At 39.8% G+C, this 12,604-nt stretch carries 15 protein-coding genes; 4 read left to right on the plus strand and 11 right to left on the minus strand.

Going from position 1 to position 12,604, the window contains the following annotated elements:
* From T7867_RS04525 to T7867_RS04565, 9 genes are all read right to left on the minus strand, one after another.
* Positions 1 to 1,392, minus strand: coding sequence for an ABC transporter permease (locus T7867_RS04525; protein ID WP_221405963.1), 1,392 nt, complete (start codon positions 1,390 to 1,392; stop codon positions 1 to 3).
* A gap of 1 nt (position 1,393) precedes the next feature.
* A complete protein-coding gene (locus T7867_RS04530; RefSeq protein ID WP_068216222.1) occupies positions 1,394 to 2,095 on the minus strand; it encodes an ABC transporter ATP-binding protein in 702 nt (233 codons plus the stop codon).
* 107 nt (positions 2,096 to 2,202) lie between these two features.
* Positions 2,203 to 3,084: a hypothetical protein gene (locus T7867_RS04535; RefSeq protein ID WP_068216224.1), complete on the minus strand. Its 882-nt coding sequence runs from the start codon at positions 3,082 to 3,084 to the stop codon at positions 2,203 to 2,205.
* A 4-nt stretch (positions 3,085 to 3,088) separates the two neighbouring features.
* Positions 3,089 to 4,288: a GTP-binding protein gene (locus tag T7867_RS04540; protein ID WP_068216226.1), complete on the minus strand. Its 1,200-nt coding sequence runs from the start codon at positions 4,286 to 4,288 to the stop codon at positions 3,089 to 3,091.
* Positions 4,288 to 4,656 (minus strand): hypothetical protein, encoded by a 369-nt coding sequence (locus T7867_RS04545; RefSeq protein ID WP_068216228.1) that lies wholly within the window; start codon positions 4,654 to 4,656, stop codon positions 4,288 to 4,290. The genes T7867_RS04540 and T7867_RS04545 overlap by 1 nt, the downstream gene beginning before the upstream one ends.
* The gene (locus tag T7867_RS04550) at positions 4,656 to 5,081 is read right to left on the minus strand and encodes a hypothetical protein (RefSeq protein ID WP_157717497.1); all 426 of its coding nucleotides are present in this window, start codon (positions 5,079 to 5,081) and stop codon (positions 4,656 to 4,658) included. Before T7867_RS04550 ends, T7867_RS04545 begins: the two co-directional genes overlap by 1 nt.
* Before the next feature lie 12 nt (positions 5,082 to 5,093).
* A complete protein-coding gene (locus tag T7867_RS04555; RefSeq protein WP_322299889.1) occupies positions 5,094 to 5,459 on the minus strand; it encodes a MerC domain-containing protein in 366 nt (121 codons plus the stop codon).
* 68 nt (positions 5,460 to 5,527) lie between these two features.
* On the minus strand, positions 5,528 to 5,935 hold the full coding sequence (locus tag T7867_RS04560; protein WP_068216234.1) for a Fur family transcriptional regulator: 408 nt from the start codon (positions 5,933 to 5,935) through the stop codon (positions 5,528 to 5,530).
* A gap of 66 nt (positions 5,936 to 6,001) precedes the next feature.
* A complete protein-coding gene (locus T7867_RS04565) occupies positions 6,002 to 6,568 on the minus strand; it encodes a hypothetical protein (RefSeq protein ID WP_068218415.1) in 567 nt (188 codons plus the stop codon).
* A gap of 303 nt (positions 6,569 to 6,871) precedes the next feature.
* Between T7867_RS04565 and T7867_RS04570 the strand changes: the two genes are divergently transcribed.
* Together T7867_RS04570 and T7867_RS04575 are read left to right on the plus strand one after the other, a co-directional pair.
* The gene (locus T7867_RS04570; RefSeq protein WP_245660196.1) at positions 6,872 to 7,342 is read left to right on the plus strand and encodes an REP-associated tyrosine transposase; all 471 of its coding nucleotides are present in this window, start codon (positions 6,872 to 6,874) and stop codon (positions 7,340 to 7,342) included.
* A 198-nt stretch (positions 7,343 to 7,540) separates the two neighbouring features.
* A complete protein-coding gene (locus tag T7867_RS04575) occupies positions 7,541 to 7,975 on the plus strand; it encodes a hypothetical protein (RefSeq protein WP_068216236.1) in 435 nt (144 codons plus the stop codon).
* 99 nt (positions 7,976 to 8,074) lie between these two features.
* Here the strand turns inward: T7867_RS04575 and T7867_RS04580 are convergent, their stop codons facing one another.
* Both T7867_RS04580 and T7867_RS04585 read right to left on the minus strand, forming a co-directional pair.
* Entirely contained in the window at positions 8,075 to 10,444 is a 2,370-nt protein-coding gene (locus T7867_RS04580) for a ribonucleoside-diphosphate reductase subunit alpha (RefSeq protein WP_068216238.1), read from the minus strand.
* A gap of 45 nt (positions 10,445 to 10,489) precedes the next feature.
* Complete coding sequence (locus tag T7867_RS04585) at positions 10,490 to 11,491, minus strand: ribonucleotide-diphosphate reductase subunit beta (RefSeq protein ID WP_068216240.1); 1,002 nt, start codon at positions 11,489 to 11,491, stop codon at positions 10,490 to 10,492.
* A gap of 470 nt (positions 11,492 to 11,961) precedes the next feature.
* Between T7867_RS04585 and rplU the strand changes: the two genes are divergently transcribed.
* Positions 11,962 to 12,273, plus strand: coding sequence for a 50S ribosomal protein L21 (gene rplU, locus T7867_RS04590; RefSeq protein WP_068216242.1), 312 nt, complete (start codon positions 11,962 to 11,964; stop codon positions 12,271 to 12,273).
* A gap of 9 nt (positions 12,274 to 12,282) precedes the next feature.
* Positions 12,283 to 12,561 carry a 50S ribosomal protein L27 gene (gene rpmA / locus T7867_RS04595; RefSeq protein ID WP_068216244.1) on the plus strand — a complete coding sequence of 93 codons (279 nt, stop codon included), beginning with the start codon at positions 12,283 to 12,285 and terminating at the stop codon, positions 12,559 to 12,561.
* Positions 12,562 to 12,604 lie beyond the last annotated feature (43 nt).

Raw genomic sequence — 12,604 nt, forward strand, 5'->3', positions numbered from 1 at the left:
TTAAACTCGGGTTGAAGCAAAAAATAGTAGAGCAAACGAGCCCAGTAACCATGCAGTAAGAATGAGGAGATTACTCTTATTGGCATCCATTACTTCGCCAAAATCAGGAGCTTCGAAATTGAACTCTGGCACTTCTGAAAGCAAAGAAGCATCGGCTTTGTAGCTCCATTCACCTAGTTTAGAGTTTTCGGCAAAATTGGTATTTAAAACTCTCTGCATTTCCACTCTGTGTTTTTCTGCTGCATCTGCAAAATTCCAATGGGTGGAGTAATCGGTACTAGCTAGAGACATGGACAGAAAACGAGTAGGCAAAAAAGGTGAAAGAAATGCCAAGCTACGGTATACCTGAGTCTGCTTTTGATGTACCTCTTTCAGCTTTTCGTTGTGCTTAAAGTAAATAGCGGTCTCGTGTTCTTCGCCCTTCTGCATTCTAAACGCATCGAAGTTGAAGGGCAAGTCTTCTAATTTGCTCACCTCATAAGCCTGAAGCGTTTCTTGCTCCAATTTTTTAGAAGCTTCACTCCAAGGGTCATGACCATCTAAACCTTTCTTCTTATCTTCGGCCACAGCAGCATCGAACTCCTGCCTTGTAGGATAAGGATGTTTTTCATTGGTAAAGCTGCTGGCGGTCTTTGGAACCGCCAGACAACTAACAATCCAAATGGCTAATAATATAACCAATGAAATACCCGAGTTATTTAAGAATGAGGAGATAACAAGGGTAATGCTGTTGACTATGGCAAAATAGGCTAGATAAACTAGCCACATTGTTGCCACGAACTTCCAGTCAATTTGTCTTATGAATAAGGCAGCCAGAATAAATATAATTGTTGTGAGAATGGCTACTGGAGCATAATTGCCCAACCATTTACCCAAGATTAACTGCTGGTTGCTTATTCCCTGAGTCTTAATAATTCTTAGTGTGCCTTGCTCTTTTTCCTTTGTAACCGACTGATGCCCCAAGGCTATGATCATAAGTGGAACAATAAAGAGCAGAATAAAATCTGGTGTTAAATCGCCAAAACGCGATAAACCGGTCTGGTCTGCAGCTGCCACATTATCGGCTTCGTTTCTAGAGTGTGCTTCTAGAAAAATAGACACCCCGGTAAACTTCTCTACTCCTGGGTCTATCAGAGAAAGTGGAAATTGAGGTTTAAACGCATAAGTGCCATAGTGAGCAGCATTGTGCGGGTTGGTTGCGCCCTGAGCTAACCAAAGTGATCTGGCATCTTCCTGTGCCAATTCGCGCTGAAGGTTTTTCTCTTGCCAATGAACATGACTAATATAAATGGCAACAACGCTTAGGGCCACAACAATACCCAACATCCATTTGAATTGACCAGATCTGGTCATCTCCAAAATTTCTTTTTTAGCTACTCGGAAAACCATCATCTCAATTGTTCATGTGGTTGAGGTATAGTTTTTCCAAATCGCTATGGTTGATCTCTTCTGTAGAAAGTTGCTCAACCAATTTACCTGACTTCATAATTCCGATGTCAGTACCTGTTTCCTTAGCCCTAAATAAATCGTGAGTAGCCATTAAGGTGGCCACATTTTGTTGGCTCAAACGCAACAACAGTTCTGAAAACTCATTGCTTGCTTTAGGGTCTAACCCAGAAGTAGGCTCGTCTAGCAAAAGCACCTTGGCTCTTTTGGCTATGGCCATAGCCACTCCAATTTTCTGCCTCATACCTTTTGAGTAAGTTTTCACCCTTTTTTTGAAGGCCTCAGATTGAAGACCCGCCTCTTGTAAGAAACTCACCAACTCGTCTTGCTGATACTTCATGCCTGCCAAGCCAACAAAGTATTCTAGATTTTCTAAACCGCTCAACTCGTTATACAGCACCAAATTCTCTGGTATATAAGCAATGAGCTTTTTAATGGCTTGCGGATCTTTAGATACTTCAATCTGATCTATTACCGCCTTGCCACTTGTTGGGGCTATAAAGTTCAGAAATAGATTTATAGTAGTTGACTTGCCCGCACCATTAGCTCCCAATAGACAGTAAATGTCTCCTGGTTCAATGACCAAGTTCAGGTTATCTAAAGCTAGATTTTCCTGATACTTCTTGGTTAAATTAACGGCATGCAACATGACTTTCTATTTTGCAACAATGATGCAAATATGATGGATTAATTATTAATTGCAACAATAGTGCAGAAATGATTTTTGATGAATTTAGGAGTGGCCGGTTAGCCATTCTATCGGTCAGTGTTTCTCTTCCAAAAATCAGAAATGAGGCGAACAGCATCTACTTCGCCATCGATGTCTGAATATTTTGGCTTCAATGAAATGTATTGATCTAGAGTAGACACGGCAGCCCTATAAATGGCAGAATCAACCTCAATTGGTGTATAGCCCTTTGGAGTGGCATAAGTAAAGTAGCCCGTTTTACCCACCGCCACAGGTATACTGAAGAAGTCTCGGGTTACGAACTCTCCTGTTTCTTTCTCAGAAATTGAAGCTTCAACAAAGAAGTTTACTGCATGCTCTGGGTAACCAAAAAGATAGCCATAAGCGCGGTATCTATCATTTCGCTCTTCAAATTCCATAGCTGTCAAAACCGTTGCTGGATCGGCATTGGCTGTAAAACCCCACTGAGCGAAAAATGCCGCTTTATCTTTCAGCAATTCAGCTAACTTATCTCTTCTGACGACAAGAATTTGAAGGTTTCTCTTTCCTTGATAAGCAAACCTATATGGAATTAGGTGGAACGAAAACTCTTCATTCGATAGACTTTCAAGTACATTATTCCACTTAGTAAGCTCGGCAAGTGCCATTTGGGTAGAGTCAGAACGAAGATCTACAACGTTTTTATCTCCATCTTTCATTTCCCCAGCCTTTGCAATGGGGTAAGACAGAGGAAACCCCATACTACTCATTGGCTTCAGCGTATCGAGCAAAGTATAAAGCGCCTCATGTTCTAGACCATAAGCCAAAAGTTCATTGGCCATAGCCAGTTCTGTTTCCGAAAGTTCAGATAGGTTCCAAAGGCTAGTTTTGGAAGTAATGTTCAGATTGTTTGTGCTAGCGCAAGAGGCCAACACAAACAATAAGCAAAGTTGTAGATATAGTTTTTTCATCGGCCTAATTCATGTGGATTGGCCAAGGGTCAGCAAATTTCTCCTTCTTTTGCCAAGCATCAATTTCATCTACTGAGCATAGACACTCTCGCAATTCCTCGGTGATTTGCTCTGCGTCTATGTTCTGCCCTATAATCACCAATTCATTCTTTCTATCGCCAAACAGTTTGCTCCAGTCAGACTCAATATGTTCCTTGTTCTCCACAAATGCCTCGTACTGCGTTCTTTGTTCAAAAGGCATAGAACACCACCAAACTCCTGCAAAATCTGCTCTTAATGAACCACCTGCTTGGCCCCAGCTTAAGGCTTCATCTTGTCTAGAAGCAAGCCAAAAAAGACCTTTACTTCTAATTATATTGGCTGGCCACATGACTGAAACATAGTTCCAAAAACGCTCAGGGTGAAAAGGCCGCTTATCGCGAAAGACAAAAGAGCTTATTCCATATTCTTCAGTTTCTGGGTGATGCTCATTTTCGAGCTCTTGAATCCACCCGGCAGACTGTGAAGTAGTTTCATAATCGAACTGCTTAGTGCCGAGAATGGTCTCCAAAGGTACTTTACCGAACTCCGTTTTAATCAGCTTTGCTTTAGGGTTAAGCTTAGTAATTATTCCTTTTAACAGATTCAATTCTTCTTGACTCACCAAGTCGGCTTTGTTGATTAGAATTACATCAGCAAACTCTACCTGATCAGTCAGTAGGTTGACTATTGAGCGCTGATCTTCTTCATCATCATTCATCTCTCTACCGGCAATGGTATCTGGCGAGCTGAAATCTCTGAGGAAATTGAAAGCATCTACCACCGTAACCATGGTATCTAGCTGGCAAACATCTGAAAGGTTTACTTCCAGCTCATCACTCTCAAACCAGAAAGTTTGGGCAACTGGAAGTGGCTCTGAAATACCTGTACTTTCAATCAGCAGGTAGTCATACTTATTCTCAAGCGCTAATTTGGCTACTTCTTCAATCAGGTCTTCCCTGAGTGTACAGCAAATACAACCATTGCTCATTTCAACAAGCTTTTCATCGGTTCTGCTTAGCATATTGCCTTGCTTTACCAATTCTGCATCTATGTTTACTTCACTCATGTCGTTGACAATAACAGCCACACGCATCCCTTCTTTATTGTGAAGCACATGGTTAAGTAAAGTGGTTTTACCAGCTCCTAAGAAGCCAGAAAGTACGGTTACCGGTAATTTGGTCATTAATTCTTAAGGGTATTTTGAATTTCTTTTATCTGCTCGAGCATATCGGCATGAGCATCGTAAATGGCTTGGGCGCTTAGCTCTACTCTGCCATGGCTGTGGTCGTGGCCTTCGTGGCCAGGTAATTCCAAGTGGTGACCTGGAATTTCGAAGAGGCTTTCTTCTAACTCTTCAACCACTTCTTCTATACTATCTTTTTCCGCTAAAGTGGATGTTTCTAGCTCACTCTCTATTTCGCCCAGAATAGCTATAATCTCTTTTTGCTTCTCGTAGGCCTTGTCATACAGGGCCTGATCTTCTTTACTTGTTCCACTACAGGCGCAAATGACTAATGCTATGCAAAGGGTTAATAATGATTTTACTCTCATTACTTGATGATTTTTGAGTCTTCTAAAATGAAATTCATGTGGTTGATATCTGAATCGTTCAACCTGAGCCTACCTTTTACCTTTACAATCTGATCTGGAGCTAGGGCAGGAATTTTCTCCATTTGTATTTCGGCAACAGTTTCTGGCCCCGCTCCACCACAGAAAAAACACGAACTAAAAGGCAAAGCCGAAAGCATGAAAATGGAGTCGAGTTCTAAAGGAATGTAATGGCCTGTAAGTGTTACTTCCGTTTTTTCAAGGGCCTTTAATTCTTCGTTGAAGGTAGGCACATCAAAATATGCTTCGGCCTCTTCAAAATACTTAGGGCTGAACTTTACTTTTTCGAAAAGCTCCCAGCCTTTGGGCTCTTGATCTACCAACAGGCTACTAAGAACAAACAGAGAGACTACTAGTATGGATCTCATGTCAAGCGTTTTTTAGCGTTCGTTGTTCACAACATGTGCAGCCACTATAAATAGGGAGCCTAGCACCCTAAAGGCCGGTTCGAGCCACTCAGACTCAACAAAGCCTCCTACTAAAATTAGTGCTAGGCCTGCCAGTAAAAAGTAAACCGGCTTGGTTCTTCTTTTCTGAAAATAAACGTTGAGAATGGATACAGAACCAATGATTGCAGCAACAATAAAGAGGGGAAGCTCAATCTCTTCTAATGTTTCTGCCTGCCAACCAACAATGGCAGAAGTAACAATTAATATGGGCATTAAAGCACAATGAATGGAGCAAAGAATGGAAACACCAATGCCCCAGTTATCTAGTACCACAGAATCTTTAACAGCTTTAACCATGTGCAATTTTAGGTAGTTCTTTTATTATTTGCAACAACGTTGCAAACACAAATTGGGCAAATAAAAAACTAGAGACAGTTTTCACAAACACCCTCCATCAATACAGGAATATGATCGGCCTTGTACTGATCTAGTGTCTTCAAATAGCTTTCAGGATACTCCGGCAAACAAACTATTCTGTTGCAAGAAGTGCAGTGCAAATGCGGATGTACACACTTTTCTTTGTGTTCACTTCCGTTGTAGAAAAAGCACGTAACGCCTTTATTATTGAACACCTTAGACACCAAGCCAAGCTCAACAAAAGAATTGAATGTTCTGTAAATAGTAACCCTATCGGCTTCGCGTAAATGTTCTTCTATTTCAGAAATAGAAAAAGCCTTCCCATGATTAACGAGAAGGCTTAATGCCTTAATTCTAATAGCAGTAGCCCTGCATTTGTACTTCTTTAATACTGCTTCAATTTCTTGATTGGTCATGTACAAATAAGGACTACTGGCTACTATAAATGACGGTTAAACTCTTTGTCAGTAACTAACCAAAAACTACTGTATAGATAAGTTAAACGTCACGTCTATATCCGATTCAATTCCAGCGTTGGTTGGATCGCCATCGCGAACACCAGCGGCAGTTTTATTAGGCTCATGAATAAGAATTACTTGTAAAGTTCCATTGCTTGCTGCTCCGGTTGTTACTGTACCAGTAAGGCCTAATGGATTCTGGTTTGAATCTTGATCGCCATAAGCATATGTAAACTCAGCTCCTGTAGCAACATAAAATACTTGGTGATCTTCATCTTCTTCTTCAACCTCTTCGGTGATATCTTCAGCAGGAGTTTCCTCCTCATTCAAGAATCTCACTGTCAAAGTATAAGTGGCGTTAGCCATTAAAGAAATGTTATCGATGATTGGGTCGTTACCACCTTCACCATCTAAATCTGTGAAGCTTGCTGATACTACATCAGAAGCATCGTTATCGTTGGTAAATGTTAATTCAACAGTTGTAATTAGCTCTTCCTCATTTACTGGTTCTGGATCGTCAGAATCACAAGCAGTAAAAACAGAAAGCATTAAGAACATACCCAAGATTCCCTTCGCGCTTTGTTTGATCATGTTTCTCATTTTAAAATTATTAGTCAATGATTGTTATTTTGCAACAATAGTACATTTGCAACTAAGTTGCAATACATAATCGATTAGAGTGCAAAATTGTTTACCACTGGTAAATGGAAAGGAGAAATGACCGTGGATGATGAAGAGGTAATTTATCAGGTTATGAAAGGCGGCCTAACGAATGGAACCGAAAGACCCTCGCCTAGTCTTAGCGTCTCGCTAAGACTCATAGTGAGAGAAAGGAGGACTCGCTGAGACTTCTTTCTACCTCAAATTGATTATTTTGATTCCAAACACACATTAATGGGAAGAAAATACGCGATCAGAAATCAGGAAGAGTTCTATTTTGTCACCTTCACAGTTGTAGGTTGGATAGATGTTTTTATTCGGCAGGAATACAAAAACATATTTATCGATTCAATCAAATACTGTCAACGAGAAAAAGGGCTCTTAGTAGGGGCGTGGTGCATAATGCCGAGTCACATTCATCTTATTTTAGGAAGGGATAGAGAACCAAAGTTGGAAGAAATTATTCGTGATCTAAAGTCCTTCACATCCCGTCACATTAGAAAGTTTATTGAAAATAGCCCTTATGAGAGCAGAAAGTGGATGATTGATCTATTCAAAACTGCAGGGCAGAGCAAATCGAACAATAAAGACTTCCAGTTTTGGCAGCAGCACAACCACCCCATTGAACTCTCAACTATTGAAATTACACAACAGCGGTTGGATTATGTTCACAACAACCCTGTTGAAGCGGGGTGTGGTGTATAATGCCAGAGAATGGGTATTTAGTAGTGCTCGTGACTATGAAGATGAAAAAGGATTGATAGATTTCATTTTTATTATAGGCCCTAGCGAGACGATAAGACCAGTTAGGGGTTATGAAAAATATAAAAATGGCTTCTTAAACAGAATTAATAAGTTTATAGATAAAATAGTTGAAAATAGCTTTAATGCAAATTGTATATAATGAAAAGATTAACTACAATTCTTAGCTGCTTGATAACACTCATTTTTATTATAAATGTTTATGCTTTTGAACAGCAATCAGTAAATGAATTTTTAGGAAAGTGGAAATATGAAACAGATAATTATAGCTTTATTATTGAAATTAATAGTATTTCCAATAACTCCATTGATGCCACCTATTCCATAGCTGCTGATGCTGGAAAACAAATTGATGTGCCTTTCGAAGATGAAAACAACATAGAGTTTAAGGAATATAATAATTCTGAAAATTCTTTGAAGTTGATATTCATTTCAAAATTTGATTTAGCCGTTTACAAAGCAACTTTGACAAAAACTGCTAATAATAAAATTCAATTTACTTTGGGAGAAGCTATCAAAGAAGGTGCACACCTTTTCCCATGGAAAGCCCCAAGAGAATTGATCAAGTTTGAATAATTCGTCTGACCACTTGGAGTAGTCTGACGAATAGGCATAAAAAAAACCCTGACTTGGATAGTCAGGGTTCTAGGTTAGTAGTAATCAACCCCATACTTACTAACTACCGCATGCCTCACAAGCATCCGGGTTATCTAGCGAGCAGGCCATATCGGCTGCCTTTTGCTCCATTTCTGCTGCAGTAGGTGCAGCTGCTGCTGCTTTATCTACAGTGAACTGAATTGCATCCGTTGCTGCTCTAGATCTTAAGTAATACATACCAGTCTTCAGACCTTTCTTCCAGGCATAGAAATGCATAGAAGTCATTTTACCGAAGTTCGGATCTTGGATATGTATGTTCAAGCTTTGCGACTGACAGATGTATGCACCTCTATCGGCCGACATATCAATAATTGCTTTCTGAGAAATCTCCCAAACTGTTTTATAAAGCTCCTTGATGTTATCAGGAATTTCCTTGATGTTCTGAACAGAGCCCTTAGCCGCAATCAGTTTATTCTTCATGTCGGCACTCCATAAACCAAGCTCAATCAAGTCTTTCATTAAGTGTTTGTTCACTACCACAAACTCACCAGAAAGGGTTCTTCTGGTATAGATGTTCGAAGTATAAGGCTCAAAACACTCGTTGTTACCTAAAATTTGAGAAGTAGAAGCGGTTGGCATTGGTGCTACTAGCAATGAGTTTCTCACACCGTGTTTCTTCACCTCTTTCTTTAGGCTGTCCCAATCCCAAAGACCAGAATCTGGAGTTACTCCCCACATATCGTATTGGAAGATTCCTTTAGATACTGGAGAACCCTTAAAGGTCTCATAAGTACCTTCTACTTTGGCAATGTCTTTAGAAGCTGTCATTGCTGCGAAGTAGATGGTTTCAAAGATGTCTCTGTTTAGCTTACGTGCTTGCTCAGACTCAAATGGAAAGCCCATCATCAAGAATGCATCGGCCAAACCTTGTACACCTAAACCAATTGGTCTATGGCGCATGTTAGAGTTCTTGGCTTCTTCTACAGGGTAGTAGTTTACATCAATTACCTTATTCAGGTTTTTGGTGGCTACATACGTAACATCATATAGTTTTTGGAAGTCGTACTCCTTAGTTTCTTCATTGACATACATTGGCAGAGCAATAGAAGCAAGGTTACAAACCGCTACTTCATCAGGAGCCGTGTATTCAATAATTTCGGTACAAAGGTTTGAAGACTTAATGGTACCCAAGTTTTTCTGATTGGACTTTTTGTTAGCCGCATCTTTGAACAACATGTATGGCGTACCCGTCTCAATTTGTGCTTCAAGAATTTCAAACCAAAGGTCTTGCGCCTTTACAGTTTGACGACCTTTACCTTCTTTCTCATACTTTTCATAAAGCTTCTCGAAGTCATCTCCGTAAGCATCGGCCAAACCTGGGCACTCATTCGGACAGAATAGCGTCCACTCTTCGTTAGCCTCTACTCTTTTCATAAATAAATCAGAGATCCAAAGGGCGTAGAACAAATCTCTAGCTCTCAACTCTTCTTTACCATGGTTCTTTTTCAGATCAAGGAAGTCGAAGATATCGGCATGCCATGGCTCAAGGTACATAGCGAAAGAGCCTTTACGCTTTCCTCCACCTTGGTCTACATAACGGGCAGTCATATCGAAATTTCTCAACATTGGTACAATACCGTTAGAAACTCCACCTGTTCCTTTAATGTATGAACCTTTAGCTCTTACATTGTGAATAGAAAGACCAATACCTCCTGCAGATTGTGAAATCTTAGCACACTGCTTTAAAGTATCATAAATACCATCAATACTATCATCTTTCATTGTGAGTAAGAAGCAAGATGAAAGCTGAGGCTTAGGCGTACCTGCATTAAAGAGCGTTGGAGTAGCATGAGTAAACCACTTCTCCGAAAGTAAGTGATAAGTTTCAATTGCCTTTTCCATGTCTTCTCCGTGGATACCCACAGAAACCCTCATAAGCATATGCTGAGGACGCTCAACGATCTTACCGTCTAGCTTCATAAGGTAAGAGCGCTCTAAAGTTTTAAACCCGAAGTAATCGTAGCTAAAGTCTCTATCATAAATAATAGTAGAATCTAGTAAAGCGGCATTCGCTTTAATAATGCCGTAAGTTTCCTTAGAAACTAATGGAGCATTTTGACCAGTCTTTGGGTCTACGTATGTGTAAAGTCTCTTCATGGTGTTTGAAAAAGACTTACTTGTTGTTTTGTGAAGGTTAGAAATTGCAATTCTAGCAGCCAGCTTAGCATAGTCAGGGTGCTTCACTGTCATAGTAGCAGCAATTTCAGCAGCAAGGTTATCTAAGTCTTGCGTGCTTACGCCATCATAAAGGCCTTCAATTACCTTTTTGGCTACATCGATTGGTTCAACAAAGTTAGAATCCAATCCATAGGATAGCTTTTCTACCCTTGCGGTGATTTTGTCGAATTTGACGGACTCTCGTCTGCCATCTCTTTTTACTACTAACATATTTATGGGGTTTGGGGTTTGGGGGTTAATTTATTGAGCCATCATTTAGAAGTCATCATCAAATGACAAGGTTCGTGAGTTACCTGTGTCATCTTTATCTTTCATAACTCCAGCTTTCTGATATTCTCCCACTCTCTTCTCAAAGAAATTAGTTTTTCCTTGTAAGGAAATCATTTCCATAAAGTCGAATGGGTTAGTTGAGTTATACTCTTTAGCACAGCCTAGTTCAACCAAAAGTCTGTCTGTAACAAACTCAAGGTACTGAGCCATTAGATCAGAATTCATTCCAATTAGCCTAACTGGTAACGACTCTGTGATAAACTCTCTTTCAATATCTAAAGCATCAATAATGATTTCTCTAATTCTTTCTTCTGGCACCTGGTTAATTAGGTGGTTGTTGTGCAAGTGAACAGCAAAGTCACAGTGCAAGCCTTCATCTCTAGAGATTAACTCGTTTGAGAAAGTAAGTCCCGGCATTAGGCCTCTCTTCTTAAGCCAAAATATGGAACAAAAACTTCCTGAGAAGAAGATACCTTCTACCGCAGCAAATGCAATTAGCCTTTCAGCGAAAGAAGGAGATTCGATCCACTTCAAAGCCCAATCTGCTTTCTTCTTAATGGCATCGAATGTTTCGATGGCATGGAAAAGCTGATCTGCCTCTACCGGATCTTTAATGTATGTATCTATTAATAAAGAGTAAGTTTCTGAATGGATGTTCTCCATCATAATCTGAAAACCATAGAAGAACTTTGCTTCTGTGTATTGCACTTCATTAACGAAGTTTTCGGCCAGGTTTTCATTTACAATCCCATCGGATGCAGCAAAAAACGCTAACACGTGTTTGATGAAGTAACGCTCATCATCATTAAGCTTGCCATTCCAATCGGTAAGGTCTTGATGAAGATCTATTTCTTCAGCGGTCCAAAAGCTAGCTTCTGCTTTCTTATAGAACTGCCAAATATCGTCATGCTTTATCGGAAACAGTACAAAGCGGTCTTTGTTCTCCTTCAATAATGGTTCCTCTACTGCAGTAGTTTGTTCGCTCATGTTACTTGTTCAATTTGGGGTTGATAATAAAAGGCCACGCTGAAGAATTAACATTCTTCAAAAAACAAGTGCCATTTACCCGAAGGCAAAAAGCATTTTCCTATTTAATTTTCAGGGTCCTCAGTTAATTCCTTGATACTCTTGAGAGTAGGAGTCTAACTAGGGAATAGGTTGTTTATTGGGGTCGTAACCTGAAACAAATATTACAAAAAGGGGCTGAAAAATCAACGCGAAAACAGAAGTGATTTAATGCATGAATGGCGTTTCATGTGTTCGTTTAAACAACTGAAACATTGTAGTTTACATACACAACATTACACAATCACTTATCTCTATTTTTGACGTATGGAAAGGCGAAAAAAATTGAAAATTTAATATTGGAAAATTGCTTGGATTTATCGCGCGCATTTGGTTTGTTATTCGCGATTATTCCGTTACCTTTGCAGTCCATTTTTGAAAAATCATTCATAATGTACGCAATTGTAGACATAGCAGGAAAGCAGTTCAAAGTAACGCAAGACCAATTCGTTTACGCTCCATTGATGGAGGGCGAAGAAGGCGCTTCCGTAGAGTTCGAGAAAGTATTATTACTTGACAACGAAGGTAAAGTTGAAGTTGGTGCCCCAGCAATTAAGGGCGCAAAGGTTTCCGGTAAAATTATCGGACATGTAAAAGGTGATAAAGTAATCGTCTTCAAGAAGAAAAGAAGAAAAGGTTACAAAGTGAAAAACGGTCACCGTCAGCAGTTCACTAAAGTATTGATCGAAAAAATCTCTAAATAAGAAAATACCATGGCACATAAAAAAGGAGTCGGTAGTTCGAAAAACGGTAGAGAGTCGGAAAGTAAACGACTTGGCGTTAAAATTTATGGTGGTCAGGCTGCAATTGCAGGTAACATCATTGTAAGACAAAGAGGAACTCAGCATCACCCTGGTAATAACGTAGGTATGGGAAAAGACCACACCTTGTTTGCATTAACTGATGGTGTTGTTGAATTCAAAAAAGGTAGAAAAGACAGATCTTACGTTTCTGTTCTTCCTTTTGAAGGCGAAGGCAAAGCTGAGGCTTAATTAAGAGCTTATAGATATTTAAAAACCCTGATACTGAAAAGTG

Origin of the sequence: Roseivirga spongicola (genome assembly GCF_034376045.1) — a bacterium.
In the GTDB taxonomy this organism is placed as follows: domain Bacteria; phylum Bacteroidota; class Bacteroidia; order Cytophagales; family Cyclobacteriaceae; genus Roseivirga; species Roseivirga spongicola.